This window comes from Carnobacterium gallinarum DSM 4847 (assembly GCF_000744375.1).
In the GTDB taxonomy this organism is placed as follows: domain Bacteria; phylum Bacillota; class Bacilli; order Lactobacillales; family Carnobacteriaceae; genus Carnobacterium; species Carnobacterium gallinarum.
The window spans coordinates 2716481-2739385 of sequence record NZ_JQLU01000005.1 but is presented as its reverse complement, the minus strand read 5'-3'; the positions used below and the strand labels follow the sequence as shown (position 1 = coordinate 2739385).

Annotated in this window: 30 protein-coding genes; 3 read left to right on the top strand and 27 right to left on the bottom strand. The window is 33.6% G+C overall.

Going from position 1 to position 22905, the window contains the following annotated elements; all coding sequences use genetic code 11:
* Nucleotides 1-9 precede the first annotated feature (9 nt).
* The 5 genes from BR43_RS17410 to BR43_RS20655 all read right to left on the bottom strand — a co-directional run bounded on the left by BR43_RS17410 (nt 10) and on the right by BR43_RS20655 (nt 2922).
* The gene (locus BR43_RS17410) at nt 10-507 is read right to left on the bottom strand and encodes a hypothetical protein (RefSeq protein WP_034564267.1); all 498 of its coding nucleotides are present in this window, start codon (nt 505-507) and stop codon (nt 10-12) included.
* The gene (locus BR43_RS19320) at nt 504-1964 is read right to left on the bottom strand and encodes a T7SS effector LXG polymorphic toxin (protein ID WP_051934024.1); all 1461 of its coding nucleotides are present in this window, start codon (nt 1962-1964) and stop codon (nt 504-506) included. The genes BR43_RS17410 and BR43_RS19320 overlap by 4 nt, the downstream gene beginning before the upstream one ends.
* On the bottom strand, nt 1954-2313 hold the full coding sequence (locus BR43_RS17400) for a DUF3958 family protein (protein ID WP_034564265.1): 360 nt from the start codon (nt 2311-2313) through the stop codon (nt 1954-1956). Before BR43_RS17400 ends, BR43_RS19320 begins: the two co-directional genes overlap by 11 nt.
* A complete protein-coding gene (locus tag BR43_RS17395) occupies nt 2306-2602 on the bottom strand; it encodes a TIGR04197 family type VII secretion effector (protein WP_034564262.1) in 297 nt (98 codons plus the stop codon). The genes BR43_RS17400 and BR43_RS17395 overlap by 8 nt, the downstream gene beginning before the upstream one ends.
* Before the next feature lie 185 nt (nt 2603-2787).
* Nucleotides 2788-2922 (bottom strand): hypothetical protein, encoded by a 135-nt coding sequence (locus tag BR43_RS20655; RefSeq protein ID WP_010052107.1) that lies wholly within the window; start codon nt 2920-2922, stop codon nt 2788-2790.
* A 314-nt stretch (nt 2923-3236) separates the two neighbouring features.
* On the opposite strand from BR43_RS20655, the gene BR43_RS17385 reads away from it, so the two are divergent.
* Both BR43_RS17385 and BR43_RS19740 read left to right on the top strand, forming a co-directional pair.
* Nucleotides 3237-4193: a magnesium transporter CorA family protein gene (locus BR43_RS17385; protein ID WP_034564259.1), complete on the top strand. Its 957-nt coding sequence runs from the start codon at nt 3237-3239 to the stop codon at nt 4191-4193.
* Between the two features lie 77 nt (nt 4194-4270).
* Nucleotides 4271-4420 (top strand): DUF4044 domain-containing protein, encoded by a 150-nt coding sequence (locus tag BR43_RS19740; RefSeq protein WP_084679978.1) that lies wholly within the window; start codon nt 4271-4273, stop codon nt 4418-4420.
* Nucleotides 4421-4589: 169 nt separating this feature from the next.
* Here BR43_RS19740 and BR43_RS17380 read toward each other — a convergent pair whose 3' ends face one another.
* The 22 genes from BR43_RS17380 to comGA form a co-directional block, all read right to left on the bottom strand.
* Nucleotides 4590-5834: an ABC transporter permease gene (locus BR43_RS17380; RefSeq protein WP_034564257.1), complete on the bottom strand. Its 1245-nt coding sequence runs from the start codon at nt 5832-5834 to the stop codon at nt 4590-4592.
* Nucleotides 5831-6538 (bottom strand): ABC transporter ATP-binding protein, encoded by a 708-nt coding sequence (locus BR43_RS17375; RefSeq protein ID WP_034564255.1) that lies wholly within the window; start codon nt 6536-6538, stop codon nt 5831-5833. Before BR43_RS17375 ends, BR43_RS17380 begins: the two co-directional genes overlap by 4 nt.
* A gap of 14 nt (nt 6539-6552) precedes the next feature.
* The gene (locus BR43_RS17370) at nt 6553-7731 is read right to left on the bottom strand and encodes an efflux RND transporter periplasmic adaptor subunit (protein ID WP_034564252.1); all 1179 of its coding nucleotides are present in this window, start codon (nt 7729-7731) and stop codon (nt 6553-6555) included.
* Between the two features lie 240 nt (nt 7732-7971).
* A complete protein-coding gene (recN, locus tag BR43_RS17365) occupies nt 7972-9693 on the bottom strand; it encodes a DNA repair protein RecN (protein WP_034564250.1) in 1722 nt (573 codons plus the stop codon).
* A gap of 82 nt (nt 9694-9775) precedes the next feature.
* The gene (gene argR / locus BR43_RS17360) at nt 9776-10225 is read right to left on the bottom strand and encodes an arginine repressor (RefSeq protein ID WP_034564248.1); all 450 of its coding nucleotides are present in this window, start codon (nt 10223-10225) and stop codon (nt 9776-9778) included.
* Nucleotides 10226-10454: 229 nt separating this feature from the next.
* Complete coding sequence (locus BR43_RS17355; RefSeq protein WP_034564246.1) at nt 10455-11276, bottom strand: TlyA family RNA methyltransferase; 822 nt, start codon at nt 11274-11276, stop codon at nt 10455-10457.
* 20 nt (nt 11277-11296) lie between these two features.
* Nucleotides 11297-12181, bottom strand: coding sequence for a polyprenyl synthetase family protein (locus tag BR43_RS17350; RefSeq protein WP_034565372.1), 885 nt, complete (start codon nt 12179-12181; stop codon nt 11297-11299).
* 20 nt (nt 12182-12201) lie between these two features.
* The gene (locus BR43_RS17345; RefSeq protein ID WP_034564244.1) at nt 12202-12432 is read right to left on the bottom strand and encodes an exodeoxyribonuclease VII small subunit; all 231 of its coding nucleotides are present in this window, start codon (nt 12430-12432) and stop codon (nt 12202-12204) included.
* Nucleotides 12433-13770, bottom strand: a complete 1338-nt coding sequence (gene xseA, locus BR43_RS17340; RefSeq protein WP_034564242.1) for an exodeoxyribonuclease VII large subunit — start codon at nt 13768-13770, stop codon at nt 12433-12435. It lies immediately after the preceding gene.
* A 21-nt stretch (nt 13771-13791) separates the two neighbouring features.
* The gene (locus BR43_RS17335) at nt 13792-14628 is read right to left on the bottom strand and encodes a bifunctional methylenetetrahydrofolate dehydrogenase/methenyltetrahydrofolate cyclohydrolase (RefSeq protein WP_034565370.1); all 837 of its coding nucleotides are present in this window, start codon (nt 14626-14628) and stop codon (nt 13792-13794) included.
* A 259-nt stretch (nt 14629-14887) separates the two neighbouring features.
* Entirely contained in the window at nt 14888-15316 is a 429-nt protein-coding gene (gene nusB, locus BR43_RS17330) for a transcription antitermination factor NusB (RefSeq protein ID WP_034564240.1), read from the bottom strand.
* Nucleotides 15313-15750, bottom strand: a complete 438-nt coding sequence (locus tag BR43_RS17325) for an Asp23/Gls24 family envelope stress response protein (RefSeq protein ID WP_034564238.1) — start codon at nt 15748-15750, stop codon at nt 15313-15315. The genes nusB and BR43_RS17325 overlap by 4 nt, the downstream gene beginning before the upstream one ends.
* Before the next feature lie 33 nt (nt 15751-15783).
* Complete coding sequence (gene efp, locus BR43_RS17320; protein WP_034564237.1) at nt 15784-16341, bottom strand: elongation factor P; 558 nt, start codon at nt 16339-16341, stop codon at nt 15784-15786.
* A 112-nt stretch (nt 16342-16453) separates the two neighbouring features.
* On the bottom strand, nt 16454-17521 hold the full coding sequence (locus tag BR43_RS17315) for a M24 family metallopeptidase (RefSeq protein ID WP_034564235.1): 1068 nt from the start codon (nt 17519-17521) through the stop codon (nt 16454-16456).
* 225 nt (nt 17522-17746) lie between these two features.
* Nucleotides 17747-18106, bottom strand: coding sequence for a hypothetical protein (locus tag BR43_RS17310; protein ID WP_034564233.1), 360 nt, complete (start codon nt 18104-18106; stop codon nt 17747-17749).
* A gap of 1 nt (nt 18107) precedes the next feature.
* A complete protein-coding gene (comGF, locus tag BR43_RS17305; RefSeq protein ID WP_084679976.1) occupies nt 18108-18608 on the bottom strand; it encodes a competence type IV pilus minor pilin ComGF in 501 nt (166 codons plus the stop codon).
* A complete protein-coding gene (locus BR43_RS20360) occupies nt 18550-18855 on the bottom strand; it encodes a hypothetical protein (RefSeq protein ID WP_211252938.1) in 306 nt (101 codons plus the stop codon). Before BR43_RS20360 ends, comGF begins: the two co-directional genes overlap by 59 nt.
* Nucleotides 18824-18976 carry a hypothetical protein gene (locus BR43_RS20050; protein WP_157464090.1) on the bottom strand — a complete coding sequence of 51 codons (153 nt, stop codon included), beginning with the start codon at nt 18974-18976 and terminating at the stop codon, nt 18824-18826. The genes BR43_RS20360 and BR43_RS20050 overlap by 32 nt, the downstream gene beginning before the upstream one ends.
* 60 nt (nt 18977-19036) lie before the next feature.
* Nucleotides 19037-19267 carry a prepilin-type N-terminal cleavage/methylation domain-containing protein gene (locus BR43_RS17295; protein ID WP_051934022.1) on the bottom strand — a complete coding sequence of 77 codons (231 nt, stop codon included), beginning with the start codon at nt 19265-19267 and terminating at the stop codon, nt 19037-19039.
* Entirely contained in the window at nt 19264-19590 is a 327-nt protein-coding gene (comGC, locus tag BR43_RS17290) for a competence type IV pilus major pilin ComGC (protein WP_034564231.1), read from the bottom strand. Before comGC ends, BR43_RS17295 begins: the two co-directional genes overlap by 4 nt.
* The gene (gene comGB / locus BR43_RS17285) at nt 19587-20654 is read right to left on the bottom strand and encodes a competence type IV pilus assembly protein ComGB (RefSeq protein WP_034564229.1); all 1068 of its coding nucleotides are present in this window, start codon (nt 20652-20654) and stop codon (nt 19587-19589) included. Before comGB ends, comGC begins: the two co-directional genes overlap by 4 nt.
* On the bottom strand, nt 20608-21672 hold the full coding sequence (gene comGA, locus BR43_RS17280; protein WP_034564227.1) for a competence type IV pilus ATPase ComGA: 1065 nt from the start codon (nt 21670-21672) through the stop codon (nt 20608-20610). Before comGA ends, comGB begins: the two co-directional genes overlap by 47 nt.
* Nucleotides 21673-21995: 323 nt before the next feature.
* Between comGA and BR43_RS17275 the strand changes: the two genes are divergently transcribed.
* On the top strand, nt 21996-22841 hold the full coding sequence (locus BR43_RS17275; RefSeq protein WP_034564225.1) for a YitT family protein: 846 nt from the start codon (nt 21996-21998) through the stop codon (nt 22839-22841).
* Nucleotides 22842-22905: the final 64 nt, after the last annotated feature.

Here is a 22905-nt window from a genome sequence, read left to right as displayed (position 1 = left end):
ACATATCCATCAATCTATGTTATAAAAATAGCCAATAGGAAATTCACAGTTTTCTATATCTCCGTTAAACCAGAGCCCTTCTTCTTTTCTAAACTTATGAAATCTTATTGTTAACAATTCATCATCATACGAAAAATAAAAGATGAATTTTTCTGGAAAATTTATTTTATTAATTAAATTATTCATAACTACTAGCCCTATTAACCATTGCTCTGAGGCTGTCATATTAGTTTTTTCGACATAATCAATTATCCGTATTTCATTATTAGAGCTTTCGTATCCTGTTTTATCTCCATTCATTTTTATCAATCTATCAAAATTATTTTTGGCTATTTCAATCGAAATTTGCTCATCAGAATCTTTTAGTATATATGTGTCAAATATAGAAATAATACTTTTATTAAATAATTTTTCTCCATTTTCTAAATCAAGCAGAATATTATGTTTATGATCATTACTAGATTCTTCAATAATTTTTTTTAATAGTTCGTTACTTTTTAATTTCATTTACCCAAAACCTCCAGAGCTTTCTGTATTCCTTTTAGAATATCTTTATTTTTCAATAATTTTTGTATTTTTTGGGGAGCTAATTCTCCCGTCTTTGGGTTTATGAATTCATTATTTTTAATATCATACCGCCATTTTGTATTGTTAGAATCATGATAGTGAATATCCCCATCTCTAATACCAGGGGCTGGATTTTCGACATCTACTCGTTCGGTCTTCCCGTTTTTCCACGTAGTCTTACTACTAACTTGTGTTCCATTTGCACCAATCTTAGCATTAGGTAGATGATAGCCATTCCCACTCATAATATTCTGAATACTCATCCCGCCAATGGCTGCCGCGTGAGTCCATATCGCTAATGTACTACCTGATATGGCTGGTATTGCTGAAACACTTGAACCTCCTGTTGCTGGGGCTAACGCTAAACTACCACTTGTACCGCCTAAGAGCCACAATCCGCCTCCAATAAACTCGGCACCCGATTGCAGTAAACTTAACAAATTACCAGTAAATACACCTTCATTATACCCTTTATGTTGTTTAACAGAATCCTCTAGTTCCCTTTCCCCAAAAACAAAATCTAAGAGAGCTTTCACACCATTATTTTCAAGTACCTGATAACCTGCACCTGCTAAAAAAGCGTTCATTGATTTCAAATCAGCTTTTGCTATTTCTTTAGCTAATTCACTGGTTGCCTCTTTGTCTAATTCGCCATTTCTATAAACCATATACACAATTTCTGCACCTGGCAATTGTGTTTTTTTAACCTCTACCTTGTCTTCAGCTGTATGGCGTGCTTCATAATCTGCCCATTTTTCGTTGATTGTTTTACTCCAACTTAACGCTTCTTTACTGGGAATCATAAAAGTTCCAGTATCTGGATTAAAAGCAGTTGTTGTTTGTGCTAATCCTTGATCAATTGCATCTTCTAAAGCTTGAATTTCCTCAAATATTTTGGGTGAATTGTGATTAAACGTCATTAACTTATCTAATTTTTCTTCTAAAATTCGTTTAACTCCACTATAGGATTCTAATAATCTTAAATTAGCTGCTAACTGAGATGTTTTGATAATATCTGGCGTCAATGAAGATTCTAACATAGTGCGTATTCCTTCGGCTTGCCCGATCAACCCCTCCGCTTGTCTAATCTTTTCTTCTAAATCCGATTGCTTTAAATTGCCACTATCTACTTGAGATTGATAATCTTCTGGAAACTTAGTAACAGCTCTATCCACAGCCTCTGATAATAAAATACCACCTTGAGCCAAAGGATACAACACTGTTGAAAAAAAAGCTTTAGACGTATCATAAGCTTTACCTGTTAAAAAAGGACTATTTAGAGTGAAATCAGCAATGGCTTTTTGTAATTCTTCGTAACCCATTATCTGTTGCTTTGTCATATCACTCACACTTTTTGCTTGATTTTTTGAAGCTGAAACATACATATCAATGCTCATTTTTCACCTCTTTTTCTTCCAAAGATACTCGCCTTTTATCATAGACCACTTCATCTAATTCCATTTGAATCTTTCGTTTATGTTTATTTAATTCCTCTGTACTCTCTTCTAAATCAGCTAGTACCTTGTTGGATTCATAAGTATATTCATCTCGGATAGCTTCAAACTGTAAGCTATCGTCATTTTCATAAAAGCTATCTTGTAAATCAGACATAAAATGATGGCCTTCATTAAAATATTCCTCATAGGCTTCATTTATTCGTTGTACTTGATTTTTTTCATGAACTAACTGATCTTCTCGCTCCATCAATAAACGTTCTTTTTTATGCAACTCATCCCACTTATCCATTTACATAATCTCCTAATGGTTTAGGTGGATTTTGACCTATCTGCTCATCCAGTGCTTCAAATTCTTTGGCAATACTTTGAATATTACTTGAAGCTTTTACAACCGCGTTGGCTATTTGTTTTGCTTTGTCTTGCGCCGATTTAATAGCTACTTGTCCATTTGTATTTCCAGTAACCGTTGTTTGTGTATCCTCTGTTATAACAACTGGTTGAATTAGGGTATTTGTTGCATTTTTTAGAGCCGTTGCTTTTTGGCTAGCACCGCCTAAATCACTTTTTAATTGTTCCATTGTTCTCCTTTCTTTACCTGTAATTAAATTATTTTAATATTAATTTTAACATAACTGTATGTCTATTAATATATAAATTAGTTACATTAGTTCTTTATTTTTTGAAATTCATTACTCACCTATACCAAGATTTGCGAACTCACACACAACAAAAAAGCACCAACAAATCAGTGCTTTAAGCGTATCTACTTATTATAAATCTTCGGGCCTTTGCGCATATTCTTTTGATCATTTTTCGGAGGAGCCATTTGTTTTGACCTACCACCAGATTGTTTATTTTTTATAATTTCTAACATTTTTGCTTTATCTTTTGCATTCATTCTTCTTACCCTCTTTATTGATAATAACTTAATTAACCTAAGCCGTCTCGTAAAAAAATTTAATTTATAAATAATTTTTACCTATGCTTTTTATTTATCTCACGTATATATATGAATTTAAAGAGATCTTCTATATTAAAAATAAAATGTAATTTCTTTCCTCTATTTTATGCCATCTCAACATAAGTTGCAACGAACTCTAACCACTCGCTTTTCTTTAATTAAGTAGTGTATAATGATACTGACCTACTAAACTTATTTTGTGACTATTTTTTATAGTCGTTATTAAAGAATTCAGACAGGAGTTTTTCAGCATGATTCAAAGCTTTCATACAAATGAAGCAAGTGTACTTATTTCCGATACAAAATTAGTCATTGGTGGATGGATCAATGTATGCGATCCTACTGAGGAAGAAGTTGACCAGCTGATTGCAGAATTTAAGTTCCCTAGAGATTACATCACAAGCGTTTTAGATTTAAATGAAGTTTCTAGACAGGAAATGTTGAAGGAAGAAGATTCTAACGCTCCTTCTTTAATCGTTTTACAATACCCTCTCCTTCGTGTAAGTGAATTGGGTTACAAAGAATATACAACTTTTCCAATCTCAATTATTTTAACCGAACATACCATTATTACTGCAACAAAATATATCCCACATTTCATTACTGAAATTATTGATAACCACCCTAATTATGTTGTCGACACTACCCATCAAGAACGCTTTGTCTTACGAATGCTTTGGCATATTTCTGCTTCTTATATGTATTGTTTAGATGAAATCAATGCTGAAACGCGTCGGTTAGAGCTTTTATTAACAAAATCTACAAAAAATGAACAATTATATGCTTTAATGTCTTTACAAAAAAGTTTAATTTATTTTTCAACTGCTATCGGAAGCAATAAACCCGTTTTTGAGATTATGAAAGAAACTGATCGGTTCAGCAAAGATCTCTTAACTAGAGGATTTCTACATGATGTTATTGTTGAAAATAATCAAGCAAATGTAATGACGTCTGAATATCAGCAAGTACTCAATCAAGTAAGCTTAGTCTTTTCTTCAGTTATTTCCAATAATTTAAATAATATTATGAAAATTTTAACTTCCATCACGATTGTTTTGACAATTCCCACTATTTTAGGTGGGATATACGGGATGAATGTTGATTTACCTTTTATGGATACAGCTGGTGCCTTTTGGTTAATCTTAGGAATTATGGCAATTGCTAGTATTATAACTGCTTGGATTTTAAAAAAGAAAAATTTTTTTTAAAGAACTCTTGAAATCTGACTCTATTTAAGTGTACACTAAGATGAGATAATTTATTATAGAAAGTGAGGGAACCCTCTATGAAAGGGAAAGACTTAAATAAAGTAACATATAAGAAAGCACCAACTAAGATGGAAAAAATCACTAAAGCTGTTGTATGGATTATGTTGATTGCAATGCTTGGTTCTGGTTTTTTAACAGTTATTTATACATTATTTATTAATCGTTAATGAAGCTACCAGTCAAGAACCTTGTTCTTACTGGTTTTTTTATTGCAAGAAAAACCAGAGTAAATTCATTATTTCTGTCGCAATCTCGGAAAGCTAGCTTTTTAAGTCTACCTTTTTAGATTCGTACATTTCATGAATTTAACTCTGGTTTTATTTTTTAGCACTTAATTTAACGATAAATTGCTTTAATCGGATCCATTCTAGCCGCATTAATTGCTGGAATAATCCCAAAGACAATTCCCGTCAAAATTGAAACTATTGACGAAATCATAAATATTTGCGGAGTCATTACTGGTTTAATTTGTACAAACCCACCGACAATTGACGATAAACCATATCCTAAAGCAATTCCAATTAGCCCGCCTAATAATGTAATAAAGGCCGCTTCTAATAAAAATTGCATTAAAATGGTTCTTGGTTTCGCTCCTATTGCGCGGCGAATTCCGATTTCTCGTTTACGTTCTGTTACAGATACATACATAATATTCATCACACCAATACCACCAACTAGTAATGAAATAGCTGTAATCGCCATTAAAAAGCTTGTTAAGCCGCCGATCATTGTTTCTACTTGCTGCTGTTGCTGTTGATTCGTGTCGTCCTCTTTAAAGACTCCCTTAACATCTGGATGTAGTTCTTGTAACGCAGAAATAATTTGTCCAAGGACTTCTTCACGATTTACACCTTCGCTAAGTTTTAGTTTAATTCCACTAATAGCCTTTGATTTCGCTAATTCATTATATGAAGATTTTGATACATAACTGGTCATAGTCGACATATAATCAAATCCACCCATCATATCCGTTGTTGATAGACTTTCATAATCCACTGACTCTGTAATACCAATCACTTTATACATGTATCCCCCAATAGAAACGGCTTGATTAATCAGCTCTTCTGGATTATCCATGCTAATTTGACCTTCAAATACATTATAACTTAAAATAATCACATCCCGATTTGCATCACTGGGTTGAAAATTACGTCCGTATTTAAGTTTCACCTCGCCTTTATTAGGTGCGACATACAGATATGCCTTCGTACCAAAGTAATCTAGCTCTTGATCAATTGTATCCCCCATAAATTGTTGTCCATAATCAGGATAAATAGATTGTAAACCTTTAATGTCTTTTACTTTTTTTAAATCAACCATTGAGAAATTAAAATCACTGTCCTGATACTCAATATAGCCCATTCCAGATGCATCTTCTTGCTCCATACTATAAATAATTTTAACATTACTAGCATTAGTAGAATCTGTTGTCGCTAGAACTTGTCTTTTCATCCCTTCTCCTAAAGTAGAGATGGTTACAACTGAAGTAATCCCAATAATAATTCCAACCATTGTCAGAAATACGCGTAATTTATGGGCCTTCAAACTCAAAAATGTACTAATGAAAATATTTAAAATCATAAGGGCACCTCTTCCTCAACAAAAATACCATCCTTCATACGCACAACTCGAGTGGCATATTTCGTCATGTCTTCATCATGAGTAACCATTACAATCGTTTTTCCCTCTTCATTTAATGCTTTTAGTGTTTCCATAATTTCTTTGCCTGTTTCACTATCTAAGGCCCCAGTAGGTTCATCTGCCATAATCAATAATGGATCATTAACTAACGCTCTCGCGATTGCTACCCGTTGCTGTTGCCCTCCTGATAATTCAGAGGCTTTAGATTTTAGTTTTGAGCTTAAACCAACAATCTCTAAATATTTTTTTGCCTTTTCATGTTTTTCACTGCTTTTTGTAACACCTTGATAAACCATTGGCAATTCAACGTTCTGTAAAACATTTAAAGAATCAATTAAGAAAAATTGTTGAAAAACAAATCCAAAAAATTCATTACGATATTCAGACTTTTTATTTTCTGAAAGTGTTGAAACATCTTTGCCTTTGAATAAATAACTTCCATCTGAAATACGATCAAGGAATCCTATAATGTTCATTAAAGTAGTTTTCCCACTTCCAGATTTCCCCATAATCATAATAAACTCCCCTTCTTCAATCGTTAAATCCAACGACTTTAAAACATGGAGTTTTTCTTTTCCCATCGGAAAGTATTTATTGATGTTTTTCAAATCAATCAAAGGCGCTTTTTCATTTAATTCTGTCATATCATTGCGCCCCTTTATTTAGATTCTACTCCTCCACCTTGTTCACCAGTGGAATCATTATTTTCTAAAATATCGCCTTCTTTAACTTCTTTCTTAGAAGAAACAATAATTTTATCTGCTGATTCAAGACCTGATTGAACGGTAGTGTTTTTACCTTCTACTTCACCTAGAACAACCTCACGACGAATAACTGAACCAAAATCGTTCACTAAAACGTATTTTTTATCCCCATCTTCATGAATTGCTTCAGTTGGAATCTTCACTAATTCGTTACTTAAATTGATTGTTGACTGAACATGATAGCCATTTTTAATTCCTTCTAAGGAATCCAAAGATACCTTAACTAGATAAGAGGACATTCCGGTTGATCCTCCCATACCACCACCTTCAGCATCATTTGCAGAAACATCTGGCGGGTTATCATCAATAAAAGCAATTTTACCAGTAGCTGTATTTCCATTTGAAACTACTTTGATATCTGCTTTTTGGTCTAATTTAATTTTTGATAAATCTTTTTCATTTACTTTTCCAGCGATATAAAAACCTTCAGACGTTAAGCGCAAGACAGGTGCATTCGCTTCTTTGACTTCTGGAATTGATACACGACCTTTAAATTTAGCGGTTACACTTGTATATTGTTTTTCTGCTAAAGCAACAACTTGATCATTTAATGATTGAATATCTTGATCAATTGAGTCAATCGTATCTTGAGCTGCATTACGAATATCATTCTTTGCTGCTGTTGTATCGCTAGTTACAGTTTCACCAGTTTCAGGATTAGTAGCTGTTTCGGCTTTAACATTTGCTAAATCACGATCTCGTTTAACAATTGCATTGCCTCTTTGAGTGTAGCCTTTGTTAATTCCACGATTGCCCTCTTCCATTTCTTTTGTAACAGCTTTATCTTCATAAGTAAATAATACCGTATCTGCTTCTACCACATCTCCATTATTTACTTTAATTTCAGGATTAGAGTCTAAATTTTCTTTCATTGTAAAAGCTTCAGTTTGGTCTGGAGTCACAACTCCATTAATATAAACTTGATCTACATCTGGGAGGGTAAAATACTCAATTCCATCATCCTTTGGTTCTTTCGATATGTTTTGTTTTGGTTGTGCCATATTAATTGCCACTGTGATTCCCACAATCGCAACTATACCAATGACAATCCCAATCATCCATTTTTTCTTCATTCTTCATCCTCCTTAATACTTTAACTCTATTTTCCAATTCTTAGAGTTAAAGCGCTTAATATTAGTATACCGATTTTCTAAATCATCTTATACCCTATTTTAAAGAATTTTAGAATTCATATAGGTTTCGTCACATTTTTGTCATTTTTATGTAATATTTTTTATTTTCAAGAATTTTCAAATAATTGAATTAAAAAAATTGATTAAAATCAAGGGCAGTTGATTTCAATCAATTCTTTCTTATTGGTCATTAAGTGCATATTTAGCTTTTTCTGTTTTAGCTAAATCTAATAACTCTTTCCCATGTTTTAAGGTTAGCTTTGTAATTTCAGTTCCAGCTAACATCCTAGCAATCTCTTGAATTTTTTCTGATTGTTTTAATAGGGTTACATGGGTTTCCGTTCGTTCTTCTACTTGTGTTTTAGAAATAAACAAATGATGGTCCGCCATCGCTGCAACTTGTGGCAAATGCGTAATACATAGCACTTGTGAGTGAACAGCTACTAAATAAATCTTATTGGCAATAGCTTGAGCTACTCGACCACTTACACCTGTATCGACTTCATCAAAAATAATACTTGTAATCCCTTGAGATTTAGAGAAAATTGTTTTCATCGCTAACATCATCCGAGATAACTCTCCACCTGAAGCTACTTTAGCTAAAGGTTTCAATGGTTCTCCTGGGTTCGTCGCAATATAAAATTCAATTGTATCTTGTCCATCTTTTCGGAAATTCATCATTGAATCAGCTTCAGAAGTTGTACTGAATTTTACTTCAAAGATTACTTTTTCCATATAGAGTTCTTTCAATTGTTCATGAATTTCTTTTTCTAATAATTTGGCAACTTGTTTACGTTTAGCGGTTAAAGCTTGGCCTTGATCTGTTAAGATAGTTGCTAAACTTCCAAGTTGACTAATTAGTTGATTCATATGTCCTTCGCGATTTTGAATTTGATCCAATTCAATCATAATTTTTTCATAGTAATCCATAATGTCAGATACGCTTTCGCCATACTTGCGTTTCAATTGCTGAATAAAATCCAAACGCTTTTCAATTTCATTTAACCGTTCTTCATCATACGCCAATTGATCCATTTCTTTTAAGATATCACTGGCCGCTTCTTGCAATTGAAAATAGCTATTTGCAATTGTTTCTGAAATTTGTTTGTACTGATCGTCTAAGGACTCGATTGTACTCATTTCAGTCATAGCAGTGCCTATTAAATCAACACCACTTCCTTCTTCACCTTGTAACGCATCATAGCTTATTGACAAAGCTCCAACAATTCGTTGATAGTTGACTAGTAAATTCTTCTCTTCAATCAATTGCTCTTCTTCACCGATAATTAATTCAGCTAACTCAATATCGTTTGTTTGGTAAGCTAACATGTCCATTCGTTGTGCCAGCTCTTGTTCGCTATTTTGCCACTTATCATAGGCTTTTTTAGCCTTTTGATAGTCACTGAATGTCTCTTGATATGCAATTAGTAATTGAGTCAATTCACGATCCCCAAATTGATCCAACATTTCTATATGACGATCTGGATTCATTAATTCTTGATGTTCATTTTGACCATGAATGTCAATCATTGTTTCACCAATTAGGCGAAGAGTTGCAATATTTACTAATCGACCATTTATGCGACAAACATTTTTTCCATTACGATGAATATACCGTTGAATTAATACTGTCTGATCCTCAAAATCAATATCATACTCTTTAAGTAACTCAAAAGTAATCGCATTTTTATCTAAACTAAATAAGCCTTCCAATACACATTTATTCTCACCGTGGCGAATAAAATCAGTAGAGGCTCGACCACCAGCAAGCAAACCTACCGCATCAATAATAATTGATTTACCTGCACCAGTTTCCCCAGTTAAAACAGTCATCCCATTATCAAAGCTTAAAGCTAAGTCGTGGATAATCGCAAAATTCTTAATTGCCAACTCTTGTAGCAAGTTGATTCACCTCTTTTTATTTATCTAGCCACTCTTATTTAGTATCTGCATTTAATGTCAAAAATTACTAAATAAATTCACTTTAAACTAAACTTAAAATATGTTCTTGTAATTGTAATGCTGCTGTTGCATTGTGACAAATAATTAAAATCGTATCATCACCAGCAATTGTACCAAATACGCCATCAAAACTTGAAGATTCAATTAATTTCCCTAGTGCGTAGGCATTCCCAGGAATGGTCTTTAAAACTAAGAAATAATCTTGGTAATCAATCGAAACAAATGCATCCTTAATTAAGCGCTCTAATTTTTTAGCAGTATCAAATTGAACATCTGGTGGTAAACTGTAACGATATCCGCCTGTTTGCGCAGGAACTTTCACTAAAAAAAGCTCTTTAATATCTCTCGAAATAGTGGCCTGAGTGACTTCAATTCCTCTCTCTTCCAATATCCGAACAAAGTCCTCTTGTTTTTCAATTACGTGCTCTTGAATTAACTCTTTTAACAGTTGATGTCTTTCTTTCTTTTTCATGATTACACCTCATTTTCTAAAAAACAGGATATTTATACATTTATTACTACTATCATACCGTATTTTCGATATATAGAAAAGAACTAAGCCATAAAAAATGATCTTTTATCAAAATTCATTTAAAAAATAATAGTAAAGCCAGCAAGAAGTGTTCTTTATATCTATCACCTATCGTTAGTTTATACAAAAAACACTCTATCTATAAAAAGATAAAATGCTTTGCTTTTGTTTATTTATTTTTTAACTTATCATATGCACTCGCTAAAGTTGAATCAATATTTACTGTATAAACAATCGTTCCAGTTGTTTTTTTATTCCATTTTAAGTGCATCAAAAATTCAATATTTCCTTCACCACCTGTAATTGGTGAATAATCTAACGCCATCACATCATAGCCAATTCCGATTACAAAATTGAGCATGTCTTCAAGCACTTGTTTATGAACTGCCGGATCACGAACAATTCCTTTTTTCCCAACACCTTCACGTCCAGCTTCAAACTGCGGTTTAATCAAGGCAATAACATCGCCACCTGGTGCTAGTATTTCTTTTAAAACTGGCAAAATTAAACGCAACGAAATAAAAGAAACATCAATGGAAGCAATTGTCGGCTGTCCTTTTGTAAAGTCTTCTGGCTTGCTGTGGCGGAAATTCACGCGTTCCATCACTTCAACACGAGGATCTTGACGTAATTTCCAAGCTAGCTGATTATAGCCTACATCTAAAGCATAGCTCATTTTTGCACCATTCTGCAAAGCGGCATCCGTAAATCCACCTGTAGAAGACCCAATATCCAATAAAATTTTATCTTCAACAACTACATCAAAAACATTTAATGCTTTTTCTAATTTTAACCCACCACGACTAACATAACGCAAAGTTTCACCTTTAATTTTTAATATTGTTTCAATGGAAATTTTTTCCCCTGGTTTATCAAGGCGTTCTTCATTTTGATTATAAATTTGACCTGCCATGATGGCTCTTTTCGCCTTTTCACGGGTTTCAAATAAACCTTGTTCTACTAAAAGGACATCTACACGTTCTTTTTTCACGAAATCGCCTATCTTTCTGTTTAAATCTCTAATAGTTCAATAAAGCCACTTAATAAACTAGTATCAATTGCTAATGTTTGTTCTAATTCAATTATACTTTTTCTAGCCAAATTTAATTCTAAATTTAAGGCTTCTTTCGCTCCATCTAGAGTTAATAAATTAGGATAGGTACTCTTCTGATGAATCGTGTCCATTCCTGTTTCTTTACCTAATTCAGCCGTTGTTCCAATGACATCTAGAATATCATCACGAATTTGAAAGGCTAAACCAATATGACTTGCAAATTCAACTAAACTTTTTTCTGTTGCTGTATCTGCATTAGCAATAACTGCTCCAGCATATGCGGCAAATTTTAATAATTCACCTGTTTTTTTCTGGTGTACTTTTTGTAATTCTGATAGTGGAAGTTGTTGATCTTCTCCTTCTATATCAGCAACTTGTCCTAAGACCATTCCAGTCGGTCCAGCTGCCTTGGCTAAGGCTACAACTAACTTAACCCTCTGTTGGTTTGTCAAGAAGGGGCTTTCCCCAACCAATTCAAAAGCATACGTCAATAAACCATCTCCAGCTAAAATAGCCAAAGCTTCTCCATAAACAATATGATTCGTCGGCTTTCCTCGACGTAATGCGTCATCGTCCATTGCTGGTAAATCATCATGAATTAGGGAATAAGTATGAATATACTCTAAAGCTGTAGCGACTAACAAACCACTTTCAACATTGCCTGATAAAACTTGAATTGTCGCTAATAATAATAAGGGACGAATTCTTTTGCCGCCAGCTTCTACCGAATAATTCATTGCTTGGTATAAGGTTGAATCTGCTGGCATATTTTCAGCTAATTGTTGTTTTAATGTTTCTTCTAGCTTTGGTAGCATAGTCATTTTAAATTGATCTAAAGTCATCTCCATGTTCACGTCCCTACTCACTCGTTAGCATCTTCAAAAAGTTGTTCTTCACCATTTTCATCTACCATTTTGGTTAATGTTTCTTCAGCATTTTGTAAAGTTTCTTTACATAGTTTGCTTAAACCAACACCTTTTTGAAATTGCTCCAACGCTTCTTCTAAAGGAACATCACCACGTTCTAAATTCGTCACAATTTCTTCTAGTTGTTGCATAGCTTCTTCAAATTTAATCTTTGCTTTTGCACTCATTTAACTTTCCTCCACTTTCTTGATTACTTTTGCCTCAAGATGACCCGTGCCTAAATGAATATGCAATGTATCGTCTAACTCAACTTGTTTGGCAGCTTTAATCACTTCATTTTCTTTTGTTACGTAACTATAACCACGATCCATAATTTTTAATGGACTTAAATAATCTAAAGATTGCATCATCGTATCAATAGCCTTTGTTTTATCCGACATATAGCGTTCCATTTGATTGGTTAATTGCATGGTCAATGTCTCAATGTCTGTTCTTTTTTGTTTCACCATTTGTTGTGGATTATTCGCTTTTAATTTGGCATTTAATACATCTAGATAGTTACTTTGATCACTGATTCGCTGTGTTAAACTACGCATTAAACGTTGAGAAACCAAGTCTAAGTTTTGAGCATAGCCTTCATATAAACGTTCAGGTTGACGAAAAATATAAGAACTTAAGCTATGATTTAATCGTTGATTCAATACATTGAGCTTGCTAGTATAGCTTTGCAACAAGCGCATCCGTAATTGTTCTATTTTTAAAAGTTCATCTGATAGTAGCGGTACCGATAACTCGGCCGCAGCTGTTGGAGTTGCGGCCCGAACATCAGCTACTAAATCAGCAATTGTAATATCTGTTTCATGCCCCACAGAAGAGATACTTGGTGTCGTCGCTTCAAAAATCGCACGAGCGACTTTCTCTTCATTAAATGGCCATAGATCTTCAATCGATCCACCGCCACGAGCAATAATCATTGTATCAAAATTCCCTTGCTCTTCTACCAAATGAATACTGCGAACGATATCATCTGCAGCACGATCTCCTTGGACTAGAGTTGGAAAGATAACTAGTTGAACGATGGGATAACGACGTTTTACCGTTGTCATAATATCTCGAACGACGGCACCACTAGGACTAGTGATAACCGCAATACGCTTAGGAAAAGTCGAAATCAATTGCTTGGGTGCATTAAATAATCCTTCTTGTTGTAACTTTTTCTTCATTTCTTCAAGCGCCTGATACAAAGCACCAACACCATCAGGTTCCATATGTTCTACATAGATTTGATAGTTGCCGCTGGCTTCATAAAGCGAAATTCGTCCAATAACTAAAACTTTCATTCCTTCTTCCGGAGTGAATTTTAATTTTTGAAACGCACCTTTAAACATCAAGGCTGAAATCTTGGCTTGATTATCTTTCAAACTAAAATATTGATGGGCATTTGGACGCATTCTAAAATTCGATATTTCTCCTGTTAAATAGACACGCTCTAAATAAGGATCAACATCAAATTTGCGCTTTAAATATTTTGTCAAAGCTGTCACTGTTAAGTATTCAGATGACAAAAAATCCCCTCCTTTTCAAAACTAACTTAAGGCTGTTTCAGCACTTTTTATTGTTTGATATAATAACATCGTAATCGTCATAGGACCGACGCCTTTTGGAACAGGTGTTAAATAACCGGCAATTTCCGCTACTTCGGCTGAGGCTACATCACCAATTAGCTTTCCATTCTCATCACGGTTCATACCAACATCAATTACAACAGCGCCAGGTTTGATAAATTCTTTTGTAACAAAATGACCTCGTCCAATTGCAACAACTAAAATGTCAGCTGTTCTTGCTAATTCAGCTAAATTGGCTGTTTTAGAGTGAGCAATTGTCACTGTTGCATCTTCCATTAATAGCAGTTGGGCCATTGGTTTCCCAACAATATTACTACGACCAATAATTACTGCATTTTTCCCCGCCAAATCAATTTGATAACGAGCGAATATCTTCATAATACCATATGGCGTACAAGGAATCATATCTGGTTTGCCAATTAATAATTTCCCCATGTTTACTGGGTGAAAACCATCAACATCCTTAGTTGAATCAATTGCATTTAAAACTTTTTCTGAATCTATATGAGCAGGAAGTGGTAATTGAACTAAGATACCATGAAAATCATTATCTTGATTGTAATGGTCAATTTCTTTCAATAAATCTGCCTCTGAAATTGTTGCTGGTAGACGTTTTACTAAAGAATGAAAGCCAAGTGCAACTGCACGTTTTTCTTTATTTTTTACATATGTTTGGCTAGCCGGATTTTCACCAACTAATAAAACAACTAAACCTGGAGTAATTCCATTTTTCTTTAACTCCTGAACTGCTTCAATCATTTCAATTTGCATTTCATCTGCTAAACCTTTACCATCCATAATTATTGCGCTCACCTAAAACCACTCCTCAATTATTAGTTCGTTTGATACAGTTTCTATTCTAACATAAGCGACGCTTAGGAAATAGTCATCAAGCTAAAAATAATAACATTATTCTATAAAAAAATATTATAATTCGTTAAAACCCTATTTTTCCATGAAACAAAGCTGAATATCGACATAAAAACCTCTAAAAACGAACTTTAATAATTGGCTGCAAAAAAGAGGCTATTCAGCCTCTTTTTATTTTTTGTTCAACTTAATTTTCTTCATCGACTACTTTTGCTAAAACACCATTCACAAATTTACGTGATTTTTCATCACTATAAAGTTTGGTAATTTCTAATGCCTCATTCAAGGCAACACGACCAGGTACATCTGTTACATAAAGCATTTCAAAAATTGCAATACGCATGATAATTAAGTCTGTTTTAGCAAGACGCTTCATTGACCAATTTTCAAGGTTTGCTTGAATTTTTTCGTCAATTGTCGCTTGATTTTGTAGCACGCCTGTTACTACTAATTCCAAATACTTAGGAACAGCAACAATTTCTACCTCATCAAGTAATTCATCTTCACTTGTTAAAGCTTGTTGAATTGCTTGATCTATCGATAAATCTTCATTAGCTGACATTTGGAATAAAGCTTGCAGTGCTTTTTCTCTAATATCGCGTCTTGTTAAACTCACGCATCTTCACCATCTTCTTCTTCATCATCTAAATCTAAGTCTAATAAATCTTGTGGAAGTGCTTTTTCAGGAACAACCCCAACTACATGAATATTTACTTCTGCTAATTCAATATCCGTCATAAATAATAATTGTTGACGAATTTTTTCTTGCATCTCACTTGCTACTTTAGGAACCGAAATTCCGTAGTTGATTAAGCAATAAACATCTACTTTTAAACCATCTTCATCTACTGCTAAACGAACACCTTTTTTGTGACTTGTGCGTCCAAATAATTCAGCAACTCCAGATGTTAAGTTTCCATGCATTGAATAAACACCATCTATTTTGCTAGCAGCAATTCCAGAAATCACTTCAATTACCTCTGGAGCAATTTCGATTTCGCCAAGACTTGTTTTGTTATCTTGTAAAGTTAATTTTGTTTCTTCAGCCATTAGGTAGACCTCCAATTTCCTATTTAAAATTAATTAGGCTCTTGATACGTAAGAACCATCTTGTGTGTTAACGATTAAAACATCATCTGCATTCACAAAGAAAGGTACATTTACATATACGCCTGTTTCCATTTTTGCAGGTTTAGTTCCTCCAGAAGATGTATCACCGCGAATTCCTGGATCAGTTTCTTCAACACGTAATTCAACTGTGTTTGGCAACTCAACACCTAATGTTTCAGCACCATACATAATGATTTGAACTTCCATATTCTCTTTTAAATATTTCAATTCATCTTCGATTTGAGACTCTTGTAATTCTAATTGATCGTAAGTTTCGCTGTCCATAAAGACATGAGCGCCACCACTTTCATATAAATATTGCATACGACGGTTATCGATTTGTGCTTTCCCAACTTTTTCACCAGCACGGAACGTTTTTTCTTGTGCAGCACCTGTACGTAAATTTTTAAGTTTTGAGCGAACAAAAGCTGCTCCTTTACCTGGTTTTACGTGTTGGAATTCCACGACACGCCAAATTCCACCATCAAACTCAATCGTTAAACCTGTTTTAAAATCATTTACTGATATCATTCATTTTCCTCCTAAATCGTCTAGCATATATGGTTCTAGTGTACCATTTATTAAAGCTTGTTACTATTGAATTCTATTTTCACTAGTCAAAATTTAATGATTCTATTCTTTTTTAAAGAATAATCAATTCTTTTGGTGAATGAACTAAGACTTCATTACCAGTGGCAGTAATCAATAAGTCATCTTCAATTCGCACACCACCGATTCCTGGCAAATAAATTCCCGGTTCATCAGTAATCACGTTGCCAGCCACAAATGCTTTGTCCGCTAACTTAGAAACATTTGGTCCTTCATGAATTTCTAGACCAATCCCATGACCAGTAGAGTGACCAAATGCAGTCCCATAACCTTTTGACGCAATATAGTCACGAGCTACAGCATCTAATTCAACGCCTGTCATTCCTGGTTTTGCTGCATCAATCACACGTAATTGTGCATCTAATGTAATCTGATAAATTTCTTTAAGCTTCGCACTAGGTTCACCAACAGCTATGGTTCTCGTCATGTCAGATACATATCCTTCATAATAACAACCAAAATCTAGTGTAACAAAATCACCTGTTTCAATTAATTTAGAACTAGCAACTCCATGAGGCATTGCTGAGCGCAAACCACTTGCTACAATCGTATCAAAAGAAACCCCTGTCGCACCTAAGCTACGCATATGAAAATCTAATAAATTAGCGACTTCAATTTCTGACATTCCTGGTTTAATCACACCTAAAATATACTTGAAGGCTGCATCTGAAATCGAACACGCTTTTCTAATTGTTTCAATCTCACTATCTTCTTTGATTTCACGTAATTCTTCAATTAAACCTGATACTGGAACTAGATCAGTTGTTCCAGGAATAATTTCTTCAAGCATGTCAAAGGTACTAAACGTCACAAAATCTTGTTCAAAGCCTAATGCTTCAATTTCTTGATCTGTTACAATTTTTACAACTTCATCATAGATAGGACCAAAATTTTGCACAATCGTAAACCCTTTGGCCTGTTCTGCAACTTGTTCAGTGTATCTAAAATCTGTGACAAAGTAAGCTTCATTCAAAGTAATTATACTTAAGCCAGTTGTCCCAGTAAAATTAGACACATAACGCAAATTATAAGGACTTGTTACCAATAATGCATCCAAGCCACGTTGTTGCATTCCTTTACGTAATTTATCAATTCGACTCATTTTGCTTCCTCCTTCACACGATTTATTTTTGGAATAAGACACTTCTAAAAATAAATTTAGACATTCATTTTATTATATCTTTAAATCTCTTGAATTACAATGAATAATCACCTAGAATACGCAAAAAACAAGATACCCAATTGGCTATCTTGTAAAATAAATTATCGAGGGGAATAAGAGTAATTCTTGCGAAATCACCTATCTATCTGCTACTATTTATACCTATTAATCCTTCACCCTTGTTTCACTTATTACTTCCTCAGTAACTACATAAACCTCTTCTGAAACATAATGATTTTTTAACACCACCTGTACGAAATAACTTTTTTCATTTTTCCACAGCAAGTGAACTTCTCCAACATTATACACGATGGTTACTTTTTTAGGAGGCTGCTTTTGTCGTTTTAACTTCCTTTCTAATTCAGTGGTTGCCACTATCGCCAATGTTTTGGCTTGATAATAATTATTCAATACAATAAACTGGCGCATCTGACCTTGATAAATACTTGTTGTCCCTCTAACAAGCACCAGCGTTAATGCTAAAAATAGAATTACTGATGGTAACACAGCTCCTTTTTGATTCATCTCATCCCTCTTCTTCTAGTTGAATTTTTATTTTCCCCTCATAAGATTCATCATTGGCAAATGTTACTTTTATCACTAAGAATGAAGCTTTTTTTGAAAAATTTAAAGTTTGAACATTCAGTAGAATAGGTTGATGGCCTCCGGAACCATTTGTCGTTCGACGGCGAATCATTTGATTGTATTTTTCGTAAAAGAAAGCACCTGTTTTTTCAGTACCTTCTTTGTATTTAAAGCTTACTTTTTCAGGTTCAATCGTTGTACAAATAGTTGCCGCTAACTCGTGTTCTATCTGGTTAAGAAATAAATGCCACTCTATTTGCCTATTATCAAAGGTTTGTTGCTTTATTTTTTTATAATTTTGACTACAAAGAGTTAATAAAGATAGACATAGAATTAAAATAAAGGTTGCAACTAAGGCTTCTAATAGCGTAAATCCCTTTGTGTTATTCCACCAAAATAGATATTTGGTAGATTCGTCTAATTTCTTGGTTTCCTTGACCATATAGCTCTAACCCTTTCTCATAACTGCTATTCTTTTGCTGAATAGCCTCTACTTCAAATTGCGCCTCTTCATAAAGCTTGCGGTTTATTTCCACAGATTCTTTTTCACTTTCTAAATGCTGTAATAAGTTTAAAACTATTGGAAAATACAAAAATACTGCGCCTGTCACTAAGAAAAAGGACACCAATCCTTCTAAAACTAGATAGCCCTCTTGATTATGAAGCTTCTTCCAAAGTATAACGACCACTTCCCATCTGAAATTTAAAACGATATATTTTGTATCTATCTTTAAATTGAATTGTTTGAAAATTTGTTGGACGGCCACTGCCTTTTATATAGCCGATTTTGTAAGTAGCTTCTGTTCTCATGCCTCCCGGAAAATAAATTACCTTATTGATAGAACTAGCTACATTTGTTGGACTAGAATATTAAACTTCACCCGATTTCTGAATCTTCATCTCTGTTTTTTCATTCATTAATAAAGCATAATTTTGAATAGCCAATAAATGACTTTGAAAATCTTCTAAAAATAAGATACTTTCCATTTTTTCTAGAACTTGACTTCCAATAAAACTTGGTAGGCCAACTAACATTACTACTACAAACAAGGTCAATAATGTTTCCAATAGTGTAAATCCGCGATTATTCCATACAGTCATTTTAATCGCACTTGGTTATTTTCGATTGTAATTCCTTTTTGTTTTGCATTGTCTACCTGCTTTTGTTTTAAATAATTTCCTTCCTTTAATTTCTCAAATGTCACCTGAATTCCTGGATCATTATCTAGCAAATAAAGTTCAACCTGTGTTTCCACCACGGTTGTCAAAGCTTCCGCCCCTTGTTTATCAATCTTATCTTTTTGCTGTACAACATTAGGGATAACTAATATAAGTAAGACAGATATGACAAAAAGTACTAAAATCATTTCAATTAATGTAAAACCATCCGAGCTTTTGAGTATTTTTTTCAGTTTTATTTTCATACAATTCCCTCCATCATCGTAAACATTGGTAATAATAACGCTAGATAAATACATAGAATAAAAAAAGCTACTAGAAAAAAGATAACGGGTTGAATCCATCCTAATAATTTTTCAATACTAGTAACAAATTCTTTTTGACAGCTTGCGCTATACAAACTTAATTCACTGGCTAATTGACTCGTCAACTCTCCATGAAAGATAATCGCACCTAATTCTGGTGTAAAAAAATTAAATTGTTCCATAATTTGATTAAATTCATGACCATTTTTCAACCCATCTTCCATTTTTAAAGCCACTTCTTGCATTAGTCTAGTCGTTTCTTTTTCTTTCATTAACTGAATAATTCGTAACATTTTATGACCGCTTTTAAATAATTGGGCCCATTCGTAACTAAAATAATAAGTGTAGTATAATTTAATGAATTTATCTAAGAAGCCAATCTTTAATAAAAGATCAATTTTGGCAATAGCAGAATAATGTTTAAATCGTCGTTTAAGATAAACATTCAAACTAATGCCAACTGCAGCAATACCAGCCAAAATATACGGAAAACAGTAAATAAAGCCAATAGAAATCTGACTTAAAATAGATGTTAATGAATCATTTTTTTGAAATAGTTGACTAAAATAAGGAAGTAAGAACAAACGCATGGCAAACAAAATACCTAACATAAATACAACTAGTAGTAATGGGTAGTGCAATAATTGTTTGAGTTTCTTTCTTTGCTCTAATTTAGCTTCTAAATATAAGCCACTATTAGCTAGCGCTTGACTGAATTGCCCATGAACTTGCGCTAAATAAATCTCAGCAGATATTCGTTCTGAAAAACCTAACTCAGCCAATATTTGATAAAATTCTTGACCACTTTCTAAGCTTATCACTACTTTTTCCAACCAATATTTTTCTTTCGTCATGATGAGGATTAAAAAATTAAGTGCTTCTTTTAAAGAAAAACCCTCCTCAACTAAAACAGCTAATTTTGAAAGAAAAAAGGCTTGCTTTGACTCTTTTATTGGTTCAATAAAGCCGATTTTTTTGATACCCATCTTCTGTAATAAATCCATAACTATACGCCTTTCGTAAATAAGAATTAAAAGAACCTCGTTGATGATCTGCTACTACCCCCACCTCCTTTTGTCGTCCAAGTTTTTCTAATTGTCTTCCTGTTGTAATTTCGTAAAGAACTGAACGTTTTTCATAGACAGATAAATGAGTACAACATAATCGACACGTCCCCTCACATAGACTACATCGCCTCGGAACTAACTTTTGAGAAACAATTCCTATGAGGGTTTGTTGCAATTGATTCAAAGAAATTCCTAACTCACCTAATCGACTCAAAACCCCACTAGCATTTTTGGCATGAATACTACTAATCACTAAATGCCCTGTTAATGCACCACGAATAACCATTTTAGCTGTTTCTGTATCACGAATTTCACCTACAACAATAATATCCGGATGATGTCTTAAACTAGCTTTTAATAAAGCCTCATAACTAATTCCAGCCTTTTGATTAACTTGTGTTTGTAAAAATCGTGGTTCCTCAATCTCAACTGGATCTTCTACTGTAAAAACTTGTCGCTCTTCATGTACTAATGACTCCTTAATTAGTTGAAACATAGTTGTAGTTTTACCCGATCCCACAGGCCCTGAAAACAAAAGCAAGCCACTTTTCCTTTTAATTAATTGCTCTAATTCTTTAATCTGTCTTGGAAAATAAGCCGTCTGTTCCAAAGTATGTTTTTGAACTTGGTGTAGCAAACGGATAACCAAAGATTCTTGATGATGGAAGTCAGTAATAGTAGAAAAGCGTAGCGCTTTAGCTTTTCCATCTAATTTCATCGTACTTGAACTTGTTTGTGGAAAGCGCTTCTCACCTACATCCATATCCGATAAAAATTTGAAATAAGCAATCAACCGAATTCCTTGTTCCAAAGAGATTGTTAGCCACAATAAAAGTTGACCACTCACTCTAAAAAACAATTGATATTCCGTTGATTTTGGTAAGATATGAATATCGTTCACTCCTCGTATATCCGCTTCTTTTAAAATAGTTGTTGCCAATTCTTCAATCGCCATCCATTCAGCTCCCTCTTTGTCCGTCCTATCTAGACTATATGCAAAAAAGTCTCATTATTTTTTTATTTTTTATTTTGTGTCTAATTGCTATTTTATTCATTTGCCTAACTAGTTTATTTATGTTATATTTTCTTAGGATATAAATACCTTTTGAGGTAATTTGTTTGTTGAAGAGATTGGAATCCAATCGTATTACATTTTGTTTTAGTACTTTTTTGAAAAAAGACTCTGAATGCCCTGTTATAGGAGCAAGCAGTGTCTTATTTTTTGTAATTTTCAGTTTAAATTGACCATGTAGAAACATTTAAAGGAGTGAAATCAGCATGACGAAAAAAAAGATTGCTAACTATTTAAAAATTATTCTTGGTGCTTTTATTTTTTCAGTAGCAGTGAATATGTTTGCTTTGCCTAACGAGCTTGGCGAAGGTGGCGTAACAGGATTAACGATGATGCTTTATTATCAACTTTCTTGGTCCCCAGCTTTAACAAACTTATTATTTAACAGTGTTTTACTAGTAATTGGCTATAAGTATTTAGACAAATCAACGGTATTTTTAACGATTTTTGCCGTTGCCCTTATGTCATTTTTCTTGCGTGTAACGACTGTCTTTGTTTTCAAACCGGATGAGGTGATTGTTGCTGCATTGGCAGCTGGTGCTTTGATGGGAGCAGGAATGGGGTTAATCATGCTAGGTGGTGGAACAACAGCAGGAAGTGCTATTTTGGCCAAATTAGCCAACAAATACCTAGGGTGGAACACAAGCTACGCATTGTTATTTTTCGACTTAATTGTTGTTCTTCCTTCAGTCTTTATTATTGGTTTAGAAAAAATGCTCTTTACAGTAGTTTCTCTTTATATTTCCACAAAAGTATTGGATTTCATCTTAGAAGGCTTTAATCCGAAAAAATCAGTTACGATTATTTCAGATAAATACGAACAAATTGCTCAAGATATCGATGAACAATTAGAACGTGGTATTACTATTTTCCATGGACAAGGTTACTATTTAAAGCAGGATCGTAAAATTCTGTATACAGTTGTCAATCGTCAACAATTATTACAGCTTACTAAAATCGTGAATCAATATGACCCAAAAGCATTCTTTATCATCAATGATGTACAACGTGTTGTTGGGGAAGGATTTACCAAACAAGCTACCAGTGAATAAAAATAGCTTATGAATTTTTTTAAACGGATAAAATAATAAAAGCTCACATTGGACATCCAATGTG

Bases quoted from the DNA above. Each gene is read 5' to 3' on its own strand.
- BR43_RS17410 (WP_034564267.1), bottom strand. From the start codon at position 507: ATGAAATTAAAAAGTAACGAACTATTAAAAAAAATTATTGAAGAATCT.
- BR43_RS19320 (WP_051934024.1), bottom strand. From the start codon at position 1,964: ATGAGCATTGATATGTATGTTTCAGCTTCAAAAAATCAAGCAAAAAGT.
- BR43_RS17400 (WP_034564265.1), bottom strand. From the start codon at position 2,313: ATGGATAAGTGGGATGAGTTGCATAAAAAAGAACGTTTATTGATGGAG.
- BR43_RS17395 (WP_034564262.1), bottom strand. From the start codon at position 2,602: ATGGAACAATTAAAAAGTGATTTAGGCGGTGCTAGCCAAAAAGCAACG.
- BR43_RS20655 (WP_010052107.1), bottom strand. From the start codon at position 2,922: ATGAATGCAAAAGATAAAGCAAAAATGTTAGAAATTATAAAAAATAAA.
- BR43_RS17385 (WP_034564259.1), top strand. From the start codon at position 3,237: ATGATTCAAAGCTTTCATACAAATGAAGCAAGTGTACTTATTTCCGAT.
- BR43_RS19740 (WP_084679978.1), top strand. From the start codon at position 4,271: ATGAAAGGGAAAGACTTAAATAAAGTAACATATAAGAAAGCACCAACT.
- BR43_RS17380 (WP_034564257.1), bottom strand. From the start codon at position 5,834: ATGATTTTAAATATTTTCATTAGTACATTTTTGAGTTTGAAGGCCCAT.
- BR43_RS17375 (WP_034564255.1), bottom strand. From the start codon at position 6,538: ATGACAGAATTAAATGAAAAAGCGCCTTTGATTGATTTGAAAAACATC.
- BR43_RS17370 (WP_034564252.1), bottom strand. From the start codon at position 7,731: ATGAAGAAAAAATGGATGATTGGGATTGTCATTGGTATAGTTGCGATT.
- argR (WP_034564248.1), bottom strand. From the start codon at position 10,225: ATGAAAAAGAAAGAAAGACATCAACTGTTAAAAGAGTTAATTCAAGAG.
- BR43_RS17350 (WP_034565372.1), bottom strand. From the start codon at position 12,181: ATGACTTTAGATCAATTTAAAATGACTATGCTACCAAAGCTAGAAGAA.
- BR43_RS17345 (WP_034564244.1), bottom strand. From the start codon at position 12,432: ATGAGTGCAAAAGCAAAGATTAAATTTGAAGAAGCTATGCAACAACTA.
- BR43_RS17335 (WP_034565370.1), bottom strand. From the start codon at position 14,628: ATGGATGGTAAAGGTTTAGCAGATGAAATGCAAATTGAAATGATTGAA.
- BR43_RS17325 (WP_034564238.1), bottom strand. From the start codon at position 15,750: ATGGCTGAAGAAACAAAATTAACTTTACAAGATAACAAAACAAGTCTT.
- efp (WP_034564237.1), bottom strand. From the start codon at position 16,341: ATGATATCAGTAAATGATTTTAAAACAGGTTTAACGATTGAGTTTGAT.
- BR43_RS17315 (WP_034564235.1), bottom strand. From the start codon at position 17,521: ATGAGTCGAATTGATAAATTACGTAAAGGAATGCAACAACGTGGCTTG.
- BR43_RS17310 (WP_034564233.1), bottom strand. From the start codon at position 18,106: ATGAATCAAAAAGGAGCTGTGTTACCATCAGTAATTCTATTTTTAGCA.
- comGF (WP_084679976.1), bottom strand. From the start codon at position 18,608: ATGGTCAAGGAAACCAAGAAATTAGACGAATCTACCAAATATCTATTT.
- BR43_RS20050 (WP_157464090.1), bottom strand. From the start codon at position 18,976: ATGAGAACAGAAGCTACTTACAAAATCGGCTATATAAAAGGCAGTGGC.
- BR43_RS17295 (WP_051934022.1), bottom strand. From the start codon at position 19,267: ATGACTGTATGGAATAATCGCGGATTTACACTATTGGAAACATTATTG.
- comGC (WP_034564231.1), bottom strand. From the start codon at position 19,590: ATGAAAATAAAACTGAAAAAAATACTCAAAAGCTCGGATGGTTTTACA.
- comGB (WP_034564229.1), bottom strand. From the start codon at position 20,654: ATGGATTTATTACAGAAGATGGGTATCAAAAAAATCGGCTTTATTGAA.
- comGA (WP_034564227.1), bottom strand. From the start codon at position 21,672: ATGGCGATTGAAGAATTGGCAACAACTATTTTAAAAGAAGCGGATATA.
- BR43_RS17275 (WP_034564225.1), top strand. From the start codon at position 21,996: ATGACGAAAAAAAAGATTGCTAACTATTTAAAAATTATTCTTGGTGCT.